Origin of the sequence: Micromonospora sp. NPDC048835, assembly GCF_040649995.1 — a bacterium.
In the GTDB taxonomy this organism is placed as follows: Bacteria; Actinomycetota; Actinomycetes; order Mycobacteriales; family Micromonosporaceae; genus Micromonospora.
In genome coordinates, this window is the sequence record NZ_JBEZGM010000002.1 from 344,080 (window position 1) to 363,798 (window position 19,719).

General features: G+C 69.8%; 17 protein-coding genes. 8 read left to right on the top strand and 9 right to left on the bottom strand.

Annotated elements, in window-relative coordinates; genetic code table 11:
* Positions 1–7: 7 nt before the first annotated feature.
* Positions 8–649: a PadR family transcriptional regulator gene (locus tag AB0C15_RS04070; RefSeq protein WP_238669614.1), complete on the bottom strand. Its 642-nt coding sequence runs from the start codon at positions 647–649 to the stop codon at positions 8–10.
* 175 nt (positions 650–824) lie between these two features.
* On the opposite strand from AB0C15_RS04070, the gene AB0C15_RS04075 reads away from it, so the two are divergent.
* Positions 825–1,274, top strand: a complete 450-nt coding sequence (locus AB0C15_RS04075; RefSeq protein ID WP_357348436.1) for a DUF5318 domain-containing protein — start codon at positions 825–827, stop codon at positions 1,272–1,274.
* A gap of 139 nt (positions 1,275–1,413) precedes the next feature.
* Here the strand turns inward: AB0C15_RS04075 and AB0C15_RS04080 are convergent, their stop codons facing one another.
* Complete coding sequence (locus tag AB0C15_RS04080) at positions 1,414–2,172, bottom strand: hypothetical protein (protein ID WP_357348438.1); 759 nt, start codon at positions 2,170–2,172, stop codon at positions 1,414–1,416.
* Between AB0C15_RS04080 and AB0C15_RS04085 the strand changes: the two genes are divergently transcribed.
* Positions 2,159–4,459: a transglycosylase domain-containing protein gene (locus AB0C15_RS04085; RefSeq protein WP_357348440.1), complete on the top strand. Its 2,301-nt coding sequence runs from the start codon at positions 2,159–2,161 to the stop codon at positions 4,457–4,459. The two genes, AB0C15_RS04080 and AB0C15_RS04085, sit on opposite strands and share 14 nt — an antisense overlap.
* A gap of 126 nt (positions 4,460–4,585) precedes the next feature.
* The gene (locus AB0C15_RS04090; RefSeq protein WP_357348443.1) at positions 4,586–6,091 is read left to right on the top strand and encodes a glycosyltransferase 87 family protein; all 1,506 of its coding nucleotides are present in this window, start codon (positions 4,586–4,588) and stop codon (positions 6,089–6,091) included.
* 125 nt (positions 6,092–6,216) lie between these two features.
* Here AB0C15_RS04090 and AB0C15_RS04095 read toward each other — a convergent pair whose 3' ends face one another.
* Positions 6,217–8,439: a hypothetical protein gene (locus tag AB0C15_RS04095; RefSeq protein ID WP_357348445.1), complete on the bottom strand. Its 2,223-nt coding sequence runs from the start codon at positions 8,437–8,439 to the stop codon at positions 6,217–6,219.
* Positions 8,436–9,227: a deoxyribonuclease IV gene (locus tag AB0C15_RS04100; RefSeq protein WP_357348447.1), complete on the bottom strand. Its 792-nt coding sequence runs from the start codon at positions 9,225–9,227 to the stop codon at positions 8,436–8,438. The genes AB0C15_RS04095 and AB0C15_RS04100 overlap by 4 nt, the downstream gene beginning before the upstream one ends.
* Before the next feature lie 627 nt (positions 9,228–9,854).
* Here AB0C15_RS04100 and rpsF point away from each other — a divergent pair.
* From rpsF to rplI, 4 genes are all read left to right on the top strand, one after another.
* On the top strand, positions 9,855–10,145 hold the full coding sequence (rpsF, locus tag AB0C15_RS04105) for a 30S ribosomal protein S6 (protein ID WP_036391391.1): 291 nt from the start codon (positions 9,855–9,857) through the stop codon (positions 10,143–10,145).
* Between the two features lie 81 nt (positions 10,146–10,226).
* The gene (locus AB0C15_RS04110; protein WP_030331808.1) at positions 10,227–10,760 is read left to right on the top strand and encodes a single-stranded DNA-binding protein; all 534 of its coding nucleotides are present in this window, start codon (positions 10,227–10,229) and stop codon (positions 10,758–10,760) included.
* A complete protein-coding gene (gene rpsR, locus AB0C15_RS04115) occupies positions 10,760–11,041 on the top strand; it encodes a 30S ribosomal protein S18 (RefSeq protein ID WP_051723758.1) in 282 nt (93 codons plus the stop codon). Before AB0C15_RS04110 ends, rpsR begins: the two co-directional genes overlap by 1 nt.
* 14 nt (positions 11,042–11,055) lie before the next feature.
* On the top strand, positions 11,056–11,502 hold the full coding sequence (gene rplI / locus AB0C15_RS04120; RefSeq protein WP_112583905.1) for a 50S ribosomal protein L9: 447 nt from the start codon (positions 11,056–11,058) through the stop codon (positions 11,500–11,502).
* A gap of 158 nt (positions 11,503–11,660) precedes the next feature.
* On the opposite strand, the gene AB0C15_RS04125 is transcribed toward rplI, so the two are convergent.
* Positions 11,661–13,205 (bottom strand): hypothetical protein, encoded by a 1,545-nt coding sequence (locus AB0C15_RS04125; RefSeq protein ID WP_357348449.1) that lies wholly within the window; start codon positions 13,203–13,205, stop codon positions 11,661–11,663.
* Positions 13,206–13,585: 380 nt separating this feature from the next.
* Between AB0C15_RS04125 and dnaB the strand changes: the two genes are divergently transcribed.
* On the top strand, positions 13,586–16,423 hold the full coding sequence (gene dnaB / locus AB0C15_RS04130) for a replicative DNA helicase (protein WP_357348451.1): 2,838 nt from the start codon (positions 13,586–13,588) through the stop codon (positions 16,421–16,423).
* 25 nt (positions 16,424–16,448) lie between these two features.
* On the opposite strand, the gene AB0C15_RS04135 is transcribed toward dnaB, so the two are convergent.
* From AB0C15_RS04135 to AB0C15_RS04150, 4 genes are all read right to left on the bottom strand, one after another.
* Entirely contained in the window at positions 16,449–17,129 is a 681-nt protein-coding gene (locus AB0C15_RS04135) for a maleylpyruvate isomerase N-terminal domain-containing protein (protein ID WP_357348453.1), read from the bottom strand.
* Positions 17,130–17,235: 106 nt separating this feature from the next.
* A complete protein-coding gene (locus AB0C15_RS04140; protein ID WP_357348456.1) occupies positions 17,236–17,616 on the bottom strand; it encodes a zf-TFIIB domain-containing protein in 381 nt (126 codons plus the stop codon).
* A 22-nt stretch (positions 17,617–17,638) separates the two neighbouring features.
* Positions 17,639–18,268 (bottom strand): phosphoribosyltransferase, encoded by a 630-nt coding sequence (locus AB0C15_RS04145; protein WP_357348457.1) that lies wholly within the window; start codon positions 18,266–18,268, stop codon positions 17,639–17,641.
* Positions 18,269–18,309: 41 nt separating this feature from the next.
* Positions 18,310–19,689, bottom strand: coding sequence for a glycosyltransferase family 87 protein (locus AB0C15_RS04150; protein WP_357348459.1), 1,380 nt, complete (start codon positions 19,687–19,689; stop codon positions 18,310–18,312).
* Positions 19,690–19,719 lie beyond the last annotated feature (30 nt).

Consider the following 19,719-nt stretch of genomic DNA (forward strand, 5'->3'; position numbering starts at 1 on the left):
TTTTCTGTCACGGCCGCTCATTCCTGGTCTCTCCAGGCGGAGGCGGGCTGTTGTCTTCTCGTCGGCCGCCGGCTGTCCCGATGTTGTTCGGGACCGTCGGGGCTCGGCCGGAGCGCTCGTTGGCGATGAGCTCCTCCAGCCAGCGGACCTCGCGCTCACAGGCATCAAGGCCGTGGCGCTGCAGTTCCAGCGTGTAAGCGTCGAGGCGCTCGGCCGCCCGGCCCAGCACGTCACGAAGCCCTTCGCGACGCTCCTCGATCTTGCGGCGGCGACCCTCCAGAATGCGCAGTCGGGTCGCCTGGTCGGTCCGGGCGAAGAACGCGAAGTGCACCCCGAAGCCCGTGTCGTCGTACGTCTCGGGCCCCGCCTGTGCGATCAGCTGGGCGAAGCGTTCCTTGCCTTCCGCGGTGATTTTGTAGACCACCCGACCTCGTCGGCTGGTCAGCGCGGGAACCTCCTCGGCAGTGGCGGGCGTCTCAGCAGCTTCGGTGATCCACCCCGCCGCCTGCAGCCTGCGTAGCGTGGGGTAGAGCGAGCCGTAGCTGATCGCCGCCCGGATCGCGCCGAGTTTGGCGGTCAGCTCCTTGCGCAGCTCGTAGCCGTGCATCGGAGACTCCTGCAGGAGGCCGAGGATGGCGAACTCGAGCACTGGCCACCCTCTCTTTACCCTCCGGCGTGGAGCGGTAACCGCCGCGATGTATCGGACCGATACATCGCACGTTAGCGGCTCGCGCGGGCCAGGGCAAACCCCCGTTCCGAGATGTCGTTGTCACGGATTGTGAGCGCGGTCGCCTGCTTGGGCCGGACCGCGTACCCTTCTCCGCATGCGTACGCAGCGCCAGGTCGTCGACTACTCGCTTCAGAAGCGAGCAGTGCTGCGTGAGCTCCTGGCCGGCCGAGTCGGCACGTACGACGTCTGCGACGCGTCGCCGTACCTGAAGAACGCCGCTCGGTTCCACGGTGAGCCGACCGACCGGCGCTGCCCGATCTGCCGGAGCGAAAACCTGACCCTGGTCCACTACATTTACGGGGACGAGCTCAAGCAGTCCGCCGGTCAGGCCCGGACACTTGCCGAGTTGCCCGTGTTGGCGATGACGCTGCGTGAGTTCCAGGTCTTCGTGGTGGAGGTGTGCCTCGGCTGTGACTGGAACCATCTCGTCGAGCAGTACCTGCTCGGCCGGGACGGTCTCGTCGGCGACAGCGACGGCACCAGCGAGCAGGACGCGGCGGGCGCCGAGGGCGCCGGCCGGCGGAGGCGAGAGGCGCAACGGTGATCTCAGCTGGTTGTACCGGCCCCGGGGCCGCAGGCGAAACCCGGGAAGGTCGACCTCCTGGTGGTCCGATTGGCCCGATTGATACGGCAATGACCCCGCTTGGCTGGCACCCCCGTGCCGGCGTTCCGGGTGAAGCAACTCACGGCAACCCGGTGGCGGCGCAGTCGCGCCCCACCGCGACCGGCAGGGTGTGAGGAATGAACTCGTACGGCGATCCCAGTTCTGCGCGCGGACGGGCCCAGTACCCGGGTCCAGACGGTGACCCCGGCGCGGGCGCGGACGACGCGTACCGCCGGCCCGGCGGTGACTCCGGCGGGAGCGGCTGGTCAGCCTCGGAGGGCGGCGCGGGGACCCCGGGCCGCGCCTCGGTGACACCGCGAGCGGCCGGTGGTCGCGCCACGGTCGGCGGTTCGGCCTCGGTGCCGCCACGCGGTGGCGCGGCGGTTGGCGGTTCGGCCTCGGTGCCGCCGCGTGGCGGCGCGGCAGCCGGGTCCGCCTCGGTGGGTTCGGCATCGCCCGCTCGGCCCGGCCGGGCCTCGGTGCCGGTGTCGCCGGCACCTGGCGTGGCCGCCGGCCGTGCCGGCGCCGGGCGGGCCTCGGTGCCCGTCTCCCCGGCCCCGGGCGCACCGGCAGGTCGGGCCGTGGTCGGTGCGGCCTCGGTCGGCAGCGCCTCGGTCGGCACCGCATCCGCCGGCCGGGCAAGCGTCGGCTCCGCCTCGGTCGGTGGCCGCGCGGCGGTGGCACGGGCGAGCGTCTCACCGGTCTCCGGCGGGCCGGGCGGTCCCGGTGGGCCGGGCGGTCCGGGCGGGCCCGGTGGCCCCGGTCGGGGCGGCCGTGGTCCGGGTGACTCGGGTGCCGCGGCGCGGGCGAAGAAGCGCAAGCGGATGAACCTGCTCATCGCCGGGTTCGCCGTCTTCATCATGCTCGCCGGCATCGGCGTGGTCGGGTTCACGTACTACTCGACGAGCGTGGTGCTCCCCGACGAGATCACCCCGCCGCAGGCGACCACGCTGTACGCCTTCGACAACAAGACGATCATCGCCAAGGTCGGTGACCAGAACCGCACCCTGGTCACCATCGACCAGATCCCGAAGTACGTGCAGGACGCGGTGGCGGCGGCCGAGGACCGGAACTTCTACCGGCACTCCGGTGTGGACTACAAGGGCATCGCCCGTGCCGGCTGGAACAACCTCTCCGGCGGCGACAAGCAGGGTGCCTCCACCATCACCCAGCAGTACGCGCGTAACGCCTACGACAACCTGAAGGACGACACGTACGCCCGGAAGGTGAAGGAGGCGATCTTCGCCTCCAAGCTCAACGACGAGTACACGAAGCCGCAGATCATGCAGCACTACCTCAACGTGATCTACTTCGGCCGAGGTGCCTACGGCATCGAGGCCGCTGCGCAGACGTACTTCGGCAAGCCGGTCGGCAAGCTCGACCCGGGTGAAGGCGCGGTGCTCGCGGCCCTGATCAAGCAGCCGGAACCCAGCTCCACCCACCAGGGGTACGACCCGGCGATCAACCCGACCGCGGCCCAGGATCGCTGGACTTACGTGATCGACGGCATGGTCAAGGAGGGCTGGCTCGGTGTGCCCGGCAAGGAGCCACGGCCGGCCGCCTACCCGAAGACCATCAAGGCCCCGAAGAAGGGCGGCATCGGCGTCGACTTCGGCGTCGACACGCCGTACGGCAACGTCATCAACTACGTCCGGCAGGAGATGCGGGAGAAGGGCATCTGTGTCGAGAAGGACGCGGAGGTGACGGACGCCAAGCCGTCGTGCTCCCAGGCGCTGATGGCCGGCGGTTACCGGATCCGCACCACCGTCGACACCAAGATGCAGAAGGCGGCGGTCGAGACGGTCCAGCGCAAGTCCAAGGGCTCCGAGCTGGACGGTGAGAAGAGCAACATCATGGCCGCGATGGTGGCGATCGACCCCACGAACGGTCGGGTCGTCGCCTACTACGGCGGTGACAACGGCACCGGCACCGACTACGCCGGCAAGAACACCGACTCCTCCGGGGCGATCAGCGGTGGTCACTCGCCGGGTTCAAGTTTCAAGATCTACACCCTGGCGGCCGCGCTGAAGGAGAAGAAGGCGCTCGAGTCCCGGTGGAAGGGCAAGGCCTTCAAGCCGACCGGCACCTTCAAGGTCAGCAACGCCGGCACCGACAATCCGTCCTGCGGCAACTCCTGCACCCTCCGGGTCTCCACCCTCAAGTCCCTGAACGTGCCGTTCTACTACGTCACCGAGGAGATCGGCGCGGACAAGGTCGTCGACATGGCCAAGCAGGCCGGCGTCACCACCATGTGGCGTACGGACACCAACCCGGCGAAGGCCTACGACCTGACCAAGAGCGACCCGAAGGACATCACGCCCGAGCCGTTCTTCAACGTGGTCGGCTACGGCCAATACCCGATCACGGTGCTGGACCACGCCAACGGTGTCGCGACCTTCGCCAACGGGGGCGTCTACAACAAGGCCCACTTCCTCTACTCGGTGGAGAAGCAGAACCCGAACAGCGGTAAGTGGGACAAGATCTACAGCGAGAAGCTCGACTCGAAGCGGCGGATCGACAAGGGCGTCGTCGACGACGTGACGTCGGTGCTGAAGGACTACCCGGCCGCTGTCAACCACCGGCTCGACGACGGTCGCAAGGCGGCCTCCAAGACCGGCACCTGGGAGCTCAAGGAAGGCAGCGAGGACAACGGCGACGCCTGGATGATCGGTTACACCCCGCAGTTGGCCACCGCGGTGTGGGTGGGCAATGTGAAGGACCGGAAGCCCCTCATCCTCAAGGACGGCCGCAAGGTCAGTGGTGGAAACCTTCCCGGTGACATCTGGGAGCGGTTCATGGACAAGGCGCTGGACGGCAAACCGAAGGTCGACTTCCCGCCGGCGCAGAATGTGGGCGATCCGGATTCCGGAAACGGTGAAGCGCCTCCGCCGCCGCCCCCGCCGCCCACGCAGCCGAACCAACCCAACGTGCCCTGCAACCCGCTGATCGACCTGTTCTGCAACCCCGGCGGCGGTGGCAACCCCGGTGGCGGTGGAAACCCTGGCGGTGGTGGCAACCCTGGCGGTGGTGGCAACCCTGGCGGTGGTGGCAACCCCGGTGGCAATCCTGGCGGTGGTGGGGGCGGTGGCGGTCTGCTGCCCGGCCTGCCACCCAACCGCGACTGACCAGCACCAGCGCACGACGCCGCCGCCGGCCGGACGACAGGTCCCGGCCGGCGGCGGCGTTTTCGTGCCCGGAACTCCGCGCCGGGACAGGACGGGCACCCCTGTCGTACGGCAGGATGCCTCTTCATGAGCACCCAGTCGACGCCCGGCATCGACGACGCCGGAACCACTGATCACCCGTCCCGCTCCGACGGGTTCGTCCGCGGCATCTCCGGTGTCATCGGCGGTCCACTCGGTGACCACGCCACCGCGCTGGACCGACCGGCCGGTCGGGAGCGTCACTTCTGGACCGCCGCGCGGATCGTGTTGGCGCTCGTGTGCCTCACGCTCGCGCTGCACTGGGTGCAGAAATCGCCCTGCCAGAACGGCGCCTGGCAGAACAACGTCCAGTACACCCGGTTCTGCTACACCGACGTCCTCGCCCTCTACTACGCCGAAGGGCTCAACGAGGGCAAGGTGCCCTACCGGGACCACCCGGTCGAGTACCCAGTGCTGACCGGCTACTTCATGGGGGCGCTGGGCCTGCCGGTGCACGCCATCGGTGACGGTGACCCGAGCATCAACCAGGGTCAGTGGTTCTACAACCTCAACGCGTTGGTGCTTGGCGCGCTCGCGGTGGCGACGGTGGGGGTGATCCTGGCGCTGCGCCGCCGACGACCCTGGGACGCGGCGATGTTCGCACTCGCCCCGGCGCTCGTGCTCACCGCCACCGTCAACTGGGACCTGCTCGCCATCGGGCTGGCCGCCTTCGGCCTGCTGGCCTGGGCCCGAAAACGACCAGCACTGGCCGGCGTGCTGCTCGGTCTGGCCGGCGCGGCGAAGCTGTGGCCGTTGTTCCTGCTCGGGCCCATCCTCATCCTGGCGCTGCGGGCCGACCGGGTTCGGGCCGCGCTCATGGCCACCGGTACGGCGATCGCGGCCGTGGTCCTGGTGAACCTGCCGGCGGCGCGGGCGTACCCGGAGAACTGGGACCGATTCTTCGAGCTGAACACCACGCGGCCCATCGACTGGGGCACGCTCTGGTACATCGGGCGCTACCTGGACGGCAAGGTCGGCAACGACCCCGCCAACCTCGGCCCGTTCGAGTGGCTCAACGCCAACATCCCGACCCTCAACACCGTCTCGTACGCGTTGTTCGCCCTCGCCTGCCTCGGCGTGGCCGTGCTGGCGCTGCGGGCGCCGCGCCGACCGCGGCTGGCGCAGCTCGGCTTCCTGGTGGTTGCGGCGTTCCTCATCTTCAGCAAGGTCTGGTCGCAGCAGTTCGTCCTCTGGCTGCTCCCGCTCGTGGTGCTGGCCCGGCCGAAGTGGGGCGCGTTCCTGGCCTGGCAGATCGCCGAGGTCTGCTACTTCGTCGCCTTCTACGGCGAACTGCTCGGCGCGGCGACCAGCAAGCCCGTCTTCCCGGAGGGGGTGTTCGTGCTGGCCTCGACGTTGCGGCTGACCACTGTGGTCATCCTCTGCGTGTTCGTCGTCAAGGAGATCCTGCACCCCGAGCAGGACGCGGTCCGGGCCACCTACCCCGACGACCCGGACGGCGGCGTTCTCGACGGCGCACCCGACGCCCCCTGGCTTGATCGATGGCGTCGCCCTCGCAAGATCGAACCCTCTCCGGAACCCGTACCCACCACCTGACCCTGAGGCCGACGCGGCCGAACCACGTCAGGATTGTCGGGGGGAGCCCGCCCGGCGCAGGGATCAAGGCTGACCGCCCGGAGCCGGGTGGGTGCCCCCGACAATCCGCCCTAGACCAGCCACGCTCAGAGCCGGTACACCACGGCGTCCCCGACCTCCTGCCGGCTGATGCCGAGCGACTCGACCGGCGCGTCGATGGTGATCTCCCACGGCGTGCCGACCACCTGGCCGCGCAACAGCACCACCGTGCGGACTCCGAGTGTGCGCAGGTAGTCGACGCTCGTCTGGTCCGGGAACGACTGACTCACCCGGCGGACGTCGTCGAGCTGACGCGGCGTGAAGCCACTGCCGCCGTTGACCACATCGGGAAACCCGCTCGTCGACCACAGCATCACGTGCTGGTCCAGGCTCTGATTGCTGGGCAGCACCAGCAGCGGCCCCTCCGCCGAACGCATCGCGGCCGGCTGGGTCGGCACCACCGGATGCGGGGTGGTGTTCAGACCCTCGACGGTGACCAGCAGCAGGGGCAGCAGAGTCGCCATCCGCAGCCACGGCCCCGGCCACGACGGAATCCGCTGCGCGGTCAACTCGCGGACCCGGTCGGTGAGCGCGGTGACCGCGCCCGCCGCGAGCAGGCAGAGCAGCAACGTGGTCCAGAGCATCAACCGCCCGGGGGTACGCAGCCCGCTCCAGCCGGGCAGGTGCTCGAAGAGCGGCACGTAGGTGAAGGTGCCGTCGAAGAACCGGGTGCCCATCGCGAAGGCCATCGTCACCAGCACCCCGACGAGCAGCAGCAGTCGGTGCCGCAGCCGCCAGACCGAGAACAACAACCCGCCCGCGGCGAGCGCGTAGAGCACGAAGCCCGGCAGCAGGGTCATCTCCGGGTGCCAGGGCAGTGCCTCCCGGGCTCCCTCGTGCAGCCCACCCCAGATCCGCGACTCCGCGGGCGCCGTCACGAAGCCCGATGCCGGGGGTGAGAAGAGGCTGATGTCGCCGATCGTGCGCTCGGCGTACGGGTGCAGTTCGGTCACCTTGAAGAACGGGTACGCCATCAACAGACCCACACCGGCGAACAACACCCCGCCCAGCACGTCGGCGGTGAACAACCGACGACCGAACGGGACAGCCTGCCCGGTGCGCAGCCGCCGCACGAGGAAGAGGACGGCGGTGACAACCACCGCGCCGGCCAGGAAGTACGCGAATGGCAGGCCGATGCCGAAGCCGAGGCTGAGTTGCCAGGCCGCCACCAACCAACCCGCGTAGACCCAACCGTCGTGCCGGAGCTCGGGCCGGTAGCCGTGCCGCAACGACCACCCGTGCCCGCGCGCCAACATCGCCAGCGCCAGCGGAATCCCGCCGTTGGAGAGCACGTGCAGGTGACCGGCCTGGGCCAGCAGCCACGGTGCGTAGGTGTAGCTCACGCCGGCGACTGCCGCACCGATCCGGCCGGCACCGAGCTGCCGGGCCAGCGCGTACGCCCCGAGCGTGGCGAGCGCGTGCGCCAGCACGAACATGATGTTGTAGCGCAGCACGGCGTCCTCAGGGCCGCTGCCGAGCATCCCGGCCGGGGCGTACCCGAGCAGCGTGTCGGAGAACGCGAAGCTCCACAGCTCGGGGAAGAACGTGTTCGACTGCCAGAGGCGCGCCGGGTCAGCCAGCAGGACGTGCCCGGACCAGGCCATCTGCCAGGCCTGCAGGCTCGGGTCCCAGTAGTCCTGCGGCAGGGTGTAGCGCGGAAAGCGAAGCGTCGGCCAGGTCATCAGCACGGCCAGTGCCAGTGCGCCGAGCGTGGCCAGGGTCCACTCGTGGATCAGGAACCGCCCGACGGCCCGGCCCGACCGGGTGACGATGGAGGGCCGTGGTTCCGGCGCGGAGGCGAACGCCTCCCAACGCTCCGGGTCGACCGGCTTCGCCTCGCCGTCGGCTGTCTCCGAACCGGCGGCGTCACCTGCCTTGTCGCCCTTGGCCGGGTCGCTGTCCTTCGTCGCGCCGCTCTTCTTGGCCGAATCGCTCTTCTTGGTGGCGTCGCTCTTCTTGGTGGCCTCGCTGTCCGTGGCTGAGTCGCTCTTGTTGGCCGGGTCGCTGTCCGTGGCCGAGTTGCTCTTCTTGGCCGGGTCGCTGCCGTTGGTGCCGGTGCGGAGACCCGCGGTGTCCCGCTCGGCTGCGGTGCCCTGCTTGGCGGTGGCGTCGGACGTGGCTGTGGTGTCGGGCTTGGTCGTGGCGCCCTTTCGGGTGGTCCGCCGGGCCGGGTCCGTCCCGGCGGCGCCGCCCGTGGCAGGTCGGCTCGCGGCGTCCGAGCCGGCGGGGGTGGGCCGGGCGCTGCCGGTCCCGGATTGTCCGCTCGTCATGCCGCCGCGCTCTCCGCTCCGAGTTGCTCGCGCAGGTAGTCGATATCGGCGGCCTGACCTGCCACCCCACCCGGTGTCTCGACGACGACCGGTGCGCCGGCCGCCCGGATCACCGCCACCACCAACTCCGGGTCGATGGTCCCGCCGCCCAGGTTGTCGTGTCGGTCCTGGCCAGAGTTGAAGGCGCCCTTGGAGTTGTTGGCGTGCACCAGATCGATCCGCCCGGTGATCGCCTTGACCCGGTCGACCAGGCCGAGCAGTTCTTCGCCGCCGGCGTACGCGTGGCAGGTGTCCAGGCAGAAGCCGACCTCGTGGTCGCCGATGGCGTCCCAGAGCCGGGCGAGCGCGTCCAGTCGTCGGGCGCACGCGTTGTCGCCGCCGGCGGTGTTCTCGATCAGAACAGGTACGCCGAAACCGCCGGAGTCCGCCGCGTACGCGAACGTCTTACGCCAGTTGTCGAAGCCGACGGACAGGTCGTCACCGGCGTTGACGTGCCCACCGTGGACGATCAGGCCCTTGGCGCCGATGGCGGCGGCCGCGTTGGCGTGCCCGAGCAGCAGCTTCCGGCTGGGGATCCGGATGCGGTTGTTGAGAGTGGCCACGTTGATGACGTACGGGGCGTGGACGTAGAGGTCGACCTCGGCGGCGCGAAGCCGCTCGGCGTCTTCGCGAGGCTTTGGCGCCTTCCAACCCTGTGGGTCGGAGAGGAAGAACTGCACGGTGTCGGCGGACCGGGCGGCCGCCTCCGCCAGCGGGTCGGTCGAATCGACGTGGGCTCCGATACGCATGCGAGCGAGCCTACGTCGCGACCCCGACCGGCATGGTGACGGCCGGGGCGGTGTCGCGTCACCGGACGAACCGACGATCGTTGATGGGTGTGAACCGGCGACCAGCGCCCGGTGCGGCCAGCGGCGCGAGCGTCGCACGCGGCGACCGGTGGTCGACGGCCGACAGCGAGGTCACCCCCGCCGCGCGGCCCGGCGTAGCGGGGGCGACCTGTCGCACAGCGGGCACCGAGTGACGACGAATCTCGGAAAAATTGTGCTTTTTCCCCCGACATGGCACGAGTGCTGTTGTATCGTCGGATAACAACATGATAAAGCTCCGCGGGGCGTCTTCGGTCCAACCTCATCGGTGTGGTCGTTCCTCCCCAGGTCCCACCCAAGGAATGCGGACCGGACGCCCCGCGGCCTCGTAGACGGGGGTCCACCACGACCGATCGACGGTCGGACGGTGGACCCCCGTCGGCACGTCCGGGCGCGGACCCGACCACCCCGGGCATGATCGTTCGGACCGGGTATCCTGGTCAGGTTGTCCGCGTCCGGCCGGGTTCCCTCGGCGCGTGCGGGCAGCGACACAAGACCTCCTGCCACGGAAGGACCGTGGCCGCTTAGCCCACAGGAGGTGAGCACGTCTTGCGTCACTACGAACTGATGGTCATCCTCGACTCCAGCCTCGAGGAGCGCACCGTCGCACCGTCGCTCGACACGTACCTGAACGTGATTCGGACCGCGGGTGGCTCGGTTGAGAAGACCGACGTGTGGGGCCGCCGGCGCCTCGCGTACGAGATCAACAAAAAGGCCGAGGGCATCTACGCCGTCATCGACCTGCAGGCCACGCCTGCTGCGGTGGCCGAGCTGGACCGTCAGCTCCGGCTCAACGAGTCCGTGCTGCGCACCAAGGTCATCCGACCGGAAATGCGCTAAGCCTTCCAACCCCCGGTTCGTCCGGATCAGCCTCCGCGACTCTGTCGCAGGGCTCTGAGAGCCTGTACGACGAGACGCTGAGTGCGCGAGGAGATGGTCATGGCAGGAGACACCACCATCACGGTCATCGGCAATCTGACCGATGACCCCGAGTTGCGGTTCACCCCCTCCGGGGCTGCGGTCGCCAAGTTCCGAGTCGCTTCGACGCCCCGTTTCATGGACAAGGCGTCGAACGAATGGAAGGACGGCGAGCCGCTGTTCCTCGCCTGCACCGTCTGGCGGCAGGCCGCCGAGCACGTCGCCGAGTCGCTGCAGCGCGGCGCTCGGGTGATCGTGTCGGGCCGGCTGCGTCAGCGGTCGTACGAGACCCGCGAGGGTGAGAAGCGCACCGTCATCGAGCTCGAGGTCGACGAGATCGGCCCGTCGCTGCGCTACGCCACGGCGAAGGTGCAGAAGATGTCCCGCTCCGGCGGCGGTGGCGGCGGCTTCGGTGGCGGTGGTGGTGGCAACCAGGGTGGCGGCGGAGGCAACTTCGACGACCCCTGGGCTTCGGCCGCTCCCTCTCCCGCGCGTGCCGGTTCGGGCGCCAATTTTGACGAGGAGCCACCGTTCTAATGGCGCCTAGCGCTCGCGATCGCAAACCAGGAGCACGTGCAACGGCCAAGGCTGCGGCACTGCGCAAGCCGAAGAAGAAGGTGAACCCGCTCGACAAGGACGGGATCGCCTACATCGATTACAAGGACACCGCGCTGCTGCGCAAGTTCATCTCCGACCGCGGCAAGATCCGCGCTCGTCGGGTGACCGGCGTGACCTCGCAGCAGCAGCGGCAGATCGCCCGTGCGGTCAAGAACGCCCGTGAGATGGCGCTCCTGCCGTACACGGCCACCACCCGCTGAGAGGAGGCACCGATATGAAGATCATCCTGACTCAGGAAGTGTCCGGCCTCGGTGCCCCAGGCGACATCGTCGAAGTCAAGAACGGCTACGGCCGTAACTACCTGCTGCCGCAGGGCTTCGCGATCGCCTGGACCAAGGGCGCGGAAAAGCAGGTCACGGTCATCAAGCGGGCCCGGGGGGCCCGCGAGATCCGCGACCTCGACCACGCCAACGAGGTCAAGGCTCAGCTCGAGGGTCTCAAGGTCAACCTGAAGGTCCGCGCCGGCGACGGCGGACGGCTCTTCGGCTCGGTCACCCCGGCCGAGATCGTGGACGCCGTCAAGGCGGCCAGCGGCCCGGTCCTCGACCGGCGTCGGCTGGAGGTGCCCGGTCACATCAAGTCGACCGGCACCTACCCGGTGAAGATCAAGCTGCACCCCGAGGTGACCGCAGCGTTCAACCTGAACGTCGTTCAGGGCTGACGTCCGCAACACCACCACGAGGGCCCGCACCGAGCGATCGGTGCGGGCCCTCGTGCGTACGCCTGCCAGACAGTTGCCCAGCCACCGGGCCGGCCCCTAACGACCAGCGCGGGCGTCGGGTCGGTGTCTGCGACTGTGGGCCCGGACCAGTCGGCGGGTCACCCGATGGGCTGGCCCGTGACCGCGCTGATCAGCACCGTGGAGAGACCGCCGCCCACGACCGCGGCGGCAACCGCGATGGTCGCCGAGCGCCACGTCGTACCCACCCGCCGTAGCAGTGCCGCCACCACCAGGCTGCTCGCCAACGCCAGCCCGAAGCGCGGCGAACCAGCGAGGAGCGACTCCAACGCGCGGGACCGGGCCGAGTCGCACCCGCCCCCGCTGATGTCTGTCACACAGCCGGCCGGCGCCTGGCTGTCCAACGTCAACAGCCAAACGAAGATCAGTATCGCCGGCACCAGGTAACAGGCGGCCGTGTACAGCAGAGGCCGGACGGACCCACCCGGATCCGGGTCCAGCAGATCGTCCTCCAGACGCCGAGCCCAGGCGCCCGTGGCAGCCGACTCGACCCGCTGACGTACCGACGCCGTTCCCACCGACGGCCGGTCTGCCCGACGACGGGGCGCACCGGCACGCGGCACCGGCGCGCTACGCGGCCGTGGGGCGGTGTATCCCACCACCGGAGACCGCGGCGCCGACGTCGGCGGATCCATCCACCGTGGGTCGTCGTCGGCCAGCCGAGTGCCAGACCAGAATTCGCCTTCCCGGCTTGGCCACCCCTCGGCCGCCACCGGGCGATCGGAGCGCGGCGCAAGCGTACGGTCCCACTGCTCGTCCTCGATCGCGGACCGTTCCCACTGGCCGGTGCGGTCCGATCGCTCCCAGCCGCTGACGCTCTCCACGGCCGACCACTGCCCGCTCAGATCACCGCTGTCCGCGCCCGGCGCAGGCGGCCAGGCGTGCATACCCGAGGCGTCCCACGGGTCCACCGCCGGCGGGTACGACGGTTCGGGCTCCGCCGCCCGGTCCGTCCCCCGGGCCCACGGGTCGGCGGGCGGGCGGGACCAGGACTCCTCCTCCGCCGCACGGCGGCTACGCCGGCTGCGGCGGGGCGGCTCCTGGTCCGGCACCTGCTTGTTCGGCGCGGCCTCCAACTCCCCGCCCGACCAGACCACCTGCGGACGGCCAACTGGCGCGCGGCGGGGGCGCCGCTCCGCGACGGCGCCAGAAACCGGCTCGTCCTCCCCGGAATCGGCCCGTCGGCGGCCGGCGTAGCCCTGGTCCTGCGGCCGATCGAGCGTCCACTCCCGGGTGTGGTCCGAGTCTGGTGCCGGGCCGATCGCCGCCGGTTCCCACCGACGTGTCTCACCGCGCCGTCGACCACTCGACGACTCGGCGGACCGCCGGCCCGTGCCGGACGTCGGCCGCTCGGGCTCATCCTCGTGATCGTCGTCGTCCGGGGCCGCGTGGCGACCGCCACCGTCGGCATGCCGGACCCCGGACTCCAGCGCCCACCGGGGCAGGTAGGCGTCGACAGGCTCGTCCTGGCCGCGGTCCAACGCACGCCGTCGGCTGGAGGTGCGGTAACGCCCGTCCTCGTCGTACGGATCAACCGGAACGGACGCCGCGCGCTCACTCCACGAGGCGGTTGGCTGGCGCTCGCGCGGGCTGCCATCGCCGCGTCCCCAGTCCCGGTAACTCACGGCCGGAGTGTGACCCTTCTGAACCGAAAGCGGAATCCGCTGTCCAGGTGTAGCCGTTCGCTGGAGATAGTACGGGACGATCGTGTCACAGGCCCGACCGAAATATTCTCCTCCACAGGCTGGGGAGCATGTTTTCGCAGGTCAACGACTTGTAGCTGAGAATTCCCCAATGGTTTTCCACAGGCTGTGCACACGCTGCGCACATGCTGTCCCCCGGGATCCACAGGTTGTCCCGAGGCTCGTCCACCGGCGTTGTTGAGTCTCTGACCTCGGGGTCCGTATGGTTGGCCCTCGACCGCCGGCGATGGCCCCCGATCGACCGGCCCGGTCGGACGGAAGTGTCGTACCCCAGCGGTAGAGCTGGGACTGGATCCGGCGCAGTGGAGGGGGGACCCGTGTCGGTCACCGACGACATGCGGGCAGAGCCACGCTCCGGCGGAGGCCAGCCACCCGCACCGCGGGATGGCCAGTTCGACAAGACCCCGCCCCAGGACGTCGCCGCCGAGCAGTGCGTCCTCGGCGGCATGCTGCTCTCCAAGGACGCCATCGCCGACGTCGTCGAGATCCTCAAGACCAACGACTTCTACCGGCCGGTGCACGCCACCATCTTCGACATCATCCTCGACATCTACGGCCGCGGTGAGCCGGCCGACTCGATCACGGTCGCGGCGGCGCTCGCCGACTCCGGTGATCTCGTACGCATCGGCGGCGCTCCCTACCTGCACACCCTCATCGCCAGCGTGCCGACCGCCGCGAACGCGGCGTACTACGCCCGCATCGTCAGCGAGCGGGCGGTGCTGCGCCGACTGGTCGAGGCCGGCACCAAGATCGTGCAGTTGGGTTACGGCACCGCCAGCGGCGGCAGCCGCGACGTGGACGACGTCGTGGACCTCGCCCAGCAGGCCGTCTACGACGTCACCGAACGACGGGTCAGCGAGGACTTCGCGATCCTGGCCGACATGCTCCAGCCGACGCTCGACGAGATCGAGGCGGTGGGCGCGCAGGGCGGCGTGATGACCGGTGTGCCCACCGGCTTCAGCGACCTGGACCGACTGCTCAACGGCCTGCACGCCGGGCAGTTGGTGATCGTTGCCGGCAGGCCGGGTCTGGGCAAGGCGCTCGCGCTCGACACCCCACTGCCAACCCCTGACGGCTGGACCACGATGGGCGAGGTCAAGGCAGGCGATCAACTTCTGGCGGCGGACGGCAGCCCCACCACGATCACACACGCCTTCGACGTCATGCCCGACCGACCCTGCTACGAGGTGGAATTCTCCGACGGCACGGTGATCGTGGCCGACGCGGAGCACCTGTGGAAGACCACCAGCCGCGCGAGCCGGCGTCAGGCCCCGGCGCGGCAACGGCGACACTGGCCCGAGTCGTCGCTCGCCAACGTACGTGCTGCACGTGAGCGGCTGAGCTACCTGCGAAATCAGCCGATTACGCTCTTTGACACGATCGAGCAGGTTGGGCCGGAGTTCCGGCATGTCCTGCACACCGTCGCCCGTGAGGTCGGGTCGGTCGGCCGGATCAGCCGTCCCATTGTCCGCAACGGCAAACCGCGAAACTGGACTGCGCCCGGCTATCCGGCTGCCCCGCTTCTGAGCGCCCTTCTCCAAAGAGCCGAGCGGGAGGTCAACGCCGGCAGCCGGGCCGACCACGACGGCGTCGTCACCACTGCCGAGATCGCGGCCACGCTGCGTACCGCCACCGCTCAGCGGCGGCTCAACCATGCCGTACGGAACTGCGCTCCCATCCAACTTCCGGACCGTGATCTGCTGGTCCCGCCCTATACCTTGGGGACTTGGCTCGGTGACGGGCACAGCGACGCAAGCCGTTTCACCACGGCAGATCCGGAGATGGTCACGCACGTCGAGGCGGACGGCTTTGTCGTGCGGCCCAGCGGGCCTATGGTCTACACCATTCTGCTGCCCACGACGTCCGTTGCTCCGGGGAACGGTGTCTGCGCGGACTGTGGCGTTTCCACCAGGGCGTTGCGTGAGAACCCAGCGACCAGGAAATGTGCCGACTGCCGTCACCGGAACGGTTCCTTCCTCGGGCTGTTGCGCCAGGTCGGGGTAGTGGGAGATAAACACATCCCGGGCATCTATCTGCGCGCCTCCGAGGCTCAACGCAGGGCGTTGCTCGCCGGGCTGATGGACACCGATGGCACCGTCGCCCCCTCCGGTAACCTGCAGTACACGTCGACCTCGAAGCGGCTGGCTGACGACGTACGCGAACTCGTCGTCAGCCTCGGCTACCGCTGCACGGTCAACGCGAAGTCGGTATCCGGTCGCACCCGCGAGTCGTCGATCGCGTACACGTTGAACTTCTCCACCCCGGACGTGATCTTCCGGCTCAGCCGTAAGCGGGTTGCACACGCCGAACGCCGTCGCACTGCCTCTGACGTCCGAACGACCTCGCGGTTCATCGTCGATGTCCGGCCGGTCCCCAGCGTTCCGGTGCGATGCGTGACCGTCGACAACGACGAACACCTGTACCTGGCCAGCCGGGCAATGATTCCTACCCACAACAGCACGGCCAGCATGGACTTTGCCAGAAACGCCGCGATTCGGGCGAACCAGGCTGCGGCCATCTTCTCCCTGGAAATGAGCAAGGTCGAGATCGTCATGCGACTGCTCTCCGCCGAGGCGCGGGTGCCGCTGCACGTGCTGCGTAGCGGTCAGCTCTCCGACGACGACTGGACCAAGCTGGCCCGGTGCATGGGTGAGATCAGCGAGGCGCCGCTCTTCGTCGACGACACGCCGAGCATGAACCTGATGGAGATCCGGGCCAAGGCCCGCCGGCTCAAGCAGCGGCACGACCTCAAGATGATCGTGGTCGACTATCTCCAGCTGATGACCTCGCCGAAGCGCACCGAGAGCCGCCAGCAGGAGGTCGCCGACCTGTCCCGTGGCCTGAAGCTGTTGGCCAAGGAGGTCGAGTGCCCGGTGATCGCGGTCAGTCAGCTGAACCGTGGCCCCGAGCAGCGCACCGACAAGCGGCCCCAACTGTCTGATCTGCGTGAATCGGGATCAATCGAGCAAGATGCCGATGTTGTCATCCTCTTGCACCGTGACGACTACTACGACAAGGAGTCGCCTCGGGCCGGGGAGGCGGATTTCATAATTGCCAAGCATCGGAATGGGCCCACCGACACGGTGACCGTCGCGGCCCAGCTGCACCTGTCCCGTTTCGTAGACATGGCCATCGGCTGACCGGTCGCCGCGCCCCTGTCGTCGGTCAGCCGAGCAGTGGGAACCAGCCCGCCGACTCACCCAACTCCAGCCGGTCGCGGTCGGTCAGCGGGATGCGCCCGGTGGCCTTCAGCAGGAAGTCGTGGTCGTCCCAGGCGGCGGGTCGAACGGTGTCGTCGCTGAGCAGGCCGTCCATGGTCGCCGCCGCGACGCGTACCGCCAGGGGGCCGGGCAGCGGCGCGTCGGGTAGTTCCAGCGTCAGGTCCAGGTGGTGGATGGCGGCCTCGGTGGTCAGGGTGGCGATGAAGTCCGGTACGCGCAGCACGTGTCCCTGCGTGGTCACGTACCCCTCGGGGATGGCTGACGCGGCGGCCCGGACGGCTGCCGGGGCGGTGTCCCGCCAGCGGTCGACGATCCCGGTCGGACGGTCGAACGCGGCTGCGGATCGGCGGACCCACCAGGCGTGTGCGGCGGCCTGGTTGTCGTCGCCGCCGGGAAAGTCACGCCAGTAGCTCACGTCGTCGACGTCGGCGGGGCCGTCGGCGGGGCTGGCCAGGGTGACGAGTGCCCGCTGGGCGTCGCCCAACAGGTGCAGGAGCAAATCGGCGACGAGCCAACCCCGGCAGCGGGTGGCGCGTTGCAGGCCGGCGTCGTTCAGGTGACCGACCACCGCGGTGATCCCGTCGTACGCCTGGGCCAGCGCCTCGTCCGGTCGGGTCGCGGTCATGCGATTCAGCCTCGCACGACCGCAGCACGCCCGCCAACGATCAACGGCCTGGGTGAGGTGCCCGGGCCGACACGTGGATCGGCCCGGGCTGGAGGTCGGCCTGGGCTCAGCCGAACATCTCGTCGAGGAAGCCCTTGCGCTTCTTCTGCCGGTAGTGGCCGTGGTAGCCGTGGTGCTGCTGCTGGTGGCCGTAGGCCGGCTGCGGCGGGTAGCCGTGGGCGGGCGGGGGCGGCGGGGGGACGGTGCCGTAGCCGGGCTGGTGCGGCGGTGGCGGCGGGGGCGGGTAACCGGCCGGCTGCTGCGCGGGCTGCCCGGGCGCGCCGCCGCTCTGTTGGCGGCTCCAGTTGGCCTCCGCCTCGAACAGCTTCTCCAGCTCGCCACGGTCCAGGAAGATGCCTCGGCACTCCCCACACTGGTCGATGACGACGCCACTGCGTTCGTACTGGCGCATTTCTCCGCGACACTTGGGACAGGTAAGGCTACTCATTGCCCGACGGTACCCGGTGGACCTATGCAGTTGCTGTGAGCGCCTCGGTGACTTCTTCGTCGGACACCTCGTGGAAGTCGTCGTAGTAGACGCTCACCGAGCCGAAGTCCGTTGGGCGCTGAGCACAGATGACCTGGTCCGCTTCGGCGGTCAGCAACTCGTACGCCTCCTGTGCGCCGACCGGGACCGCGACCACGACCCGGTGTGCCCCGAGTCGACGGACGACTTCGACTGCGGCACGGGCTGTCGCTCCGGTGGCGAGGCCGTCGTCGACGATCACCGCGGTGCGTCCGGTCAGGTCCAGTTGCGCGCGTCCGCCGCGGTAGAGCCGTTCCCGGCGTTCCAGCTCGGCCTGCTCCCGGTGGCTGACCTCGGCGATGTCGTCGCTGCTGACTCGGCTTGCCACCGCGTCGTTGAGCACCTGGACGCCGCCGGGCCCGAGGGCGCCGAAGGCGACCTCCCGGGCCCACGGCATGCCGAGCTTGCGGACGACGAGCACGTCAAGTGGCGCGCCGAGCCGTTCCGCGACGACGCGGGCGACGGGCACTCCGCCTCGTACGAGGCCGAGGACGACGACGTCGGGTTCGCCGATGAGTGCGGTGAGCCGTTCAGAGAGCACCCGGCCAGCGTCGGCTCGGTCGCGGTACGTCATGTCTTCAGGTCTACGCCCTGACGCGTCGTTCCGTCCGGGAGTTACGCCGAAGTGGCCCGACCGGACCGCTCGTCGAGGGCCGGTGCGGTCGGCGTGTCGGTCGGGCGGCGCAGTGCGGGTGCCCAGGTCAGCAGGGCCAGTGGGTACAGCAGGTAGCCGAAGCGGGTCGAGGGCATCAGCGCGATGGCGGCGAGCAGCCCGTACCCGCAGATGAGCGTGGTGGCGACGGCGGTGCGGGGCGGACGGCGGGCGAGCCGGACGGCGATTGCCACTCCGGCGGCGACCAGCAGCCCGGCGGCGATCAGCCGGCCGGCGGGTAGTGCGGTGGCGATCAGGTAGCCGGGGAAGGGGGACTGCGCGGGGCTGGTGACGAGCCCGTGGCCGAGGGGGAAGCGCAACACGTTCTCGGTGAGGGCGTCCCGGTCCACCAGCAGTGCCGGCAGCAGTGCGGCGACGGGTAGGCCGATGGCGCCGGCGGCGACCCGGGTGCCGGCGCGTCGGGTCAGGCCCCAGACGATCAGGACCAGGGCGACCGGCCAGGCGAACAGCTTCAGTGCGCCGGCGAGCCCGACCGCGACTCCGGCCCGGCCGGGCCGGTCGGTGGCGGCGAACGCGAGGGCCAGCAGGCAGAGCGCGAGTACGGGTAGGTCGTCGCCGCCGGTGGCGAGGGTGAGGGCACAGATCGGCAGTACGGTGGCGGCCTGCACGCCGCGCAGCAGGGCGGCGTCCCGTCGGCGGGTCGCGACGTTGGTGGCCTGGCCGGTGCTGGCCTCGTTGGTGGTGGCCTCGTTGGTGGTGGCCGGTGTACGGCGCAGGGCGGCCACGGCCAGGGCGAGCGCCAGCGCGGTGCCCACCGCGAACCAGACCCGGGAGTCGGTCCACCAGGTGTCGAGCAGCGCCCTGGGCAGACCGAACATCGCCATGCCGGGCTGGTACGGGGTGTAGCCCAGCAGTTGCTCGCTCGGTGGCAGGGCGGCGATGGCGTCGGGTCCGAGGTATGGCGTGCCGTGTTCCAGGAGCCGGCTGCCGGCCTGCTCCACGACCAGCACCTCCTCCTGGGCCCGGTCGGTGCGCCCACCGGCCCGGTCGATGCTCTGCCAGGCCAGGGGCAGCAGTGTGGTGGTGGCCCAGGCGAGACCGGTGACCGCCCAGCGGGCTGGCAGACCGGTCAGCCGGGAGGTTGGAGAGTGTCGACGCAGCAGAAGTTGGGCGATCACCGTCAGCGTCGCGATCAGGTAGCCGACGGCGGCGACCGCGCCCCAGGCGCGGTGTGGCAGCAGTGTGGACGTGACAGCTGTGATCGCCGCGAAGGCGGCCGACACGTTGTAGAGACCCAGGTCGACGGCGAGCCCGCCGGCGGCGTTGTCGAGGACGCGCCAGTGCCAGCGACTGCGGTGGGCGGTCGGGTCGTCGACGATCACGCGCGACAGTCTGGCAGACCGGGCTGCCCG

Coding starts and splice junctions, on each gene's coding strand:
- AB0C15_RS04075 (WP_357348436.1), top strand. CDS start 825: ATGCGTACGCAGCGCCAGGTCGTCGACTACTCGCTTCAGAAGCGAGCA.
- AB0C15_RS04085 (WP_357348440.1), top strand. CDS start 2,159: ATGAACCTGCTCATCGCCGGGTTCGCCGTCTTCATCATGCTCGCCGGC.
- AB0C15_RS04080 (WP_357348438.1), bottom strand. CDS start 2,172: ATGAGCAGGTTCATCCGCTTGCGCTTCTTCGCCCGCGCCGCGGCACCC.
- AB0C15_RS04090 (WP_357348443.1), top strand. CDS start 4,586: ATGAGCACCCAGTCGACGCCCGGCATCGACGACGCCGGAACCACTGAT.
- AB0C15_RS04095 (WP_357348445.1), bottom strand. CDS start 8,439: ATGACGAGCGGACAATCCGGGACCGGCAGCGCCCGGCCCACCCCCGCC.
- AB0C15_RS04100 (WP_357348447.1), bottom strand. CDS start 9,227: ATGCGTATCGGAGCCCACGTCGATTCGACCGACCCGCTGGCGGAGGCG.
- rpsR (WP_051723758.1), top strand. CDS start 10,760: ATGGCGCCTAGCGCTCGCGATCGCAAACCAGGAGCACGTGCAACGGCC.
- rplI (WP_112583905.1), top strand. CDS start 11,056: ATGAAGATCATCCTGACTCAGGAAGTGTCCGGCCTCGGTGCCCCAGGC.
- AB0C15_RS04135 (WP_357348453.1), bottom strand. CDS start 17,129: ATGACCGCGACCCGACCGGACGAGGCGCTGGCCCAGGCGTACGACGGG.
- AB0C15_RS04140 (WP_357348456.1), bottom strand. CDS start 17,616: ATGAGTAGCCTTACCTGTCCCAAGTGTCGCGGAGAAATGCGCCAGTAC.
- AB0C15_RS04145 (WP_357348457.1), bottom strand. CDS start 18,268: ATGACGTACCGCGACCGAGCCGACGCTGGCCGGGTGCTCTCTGAACGG.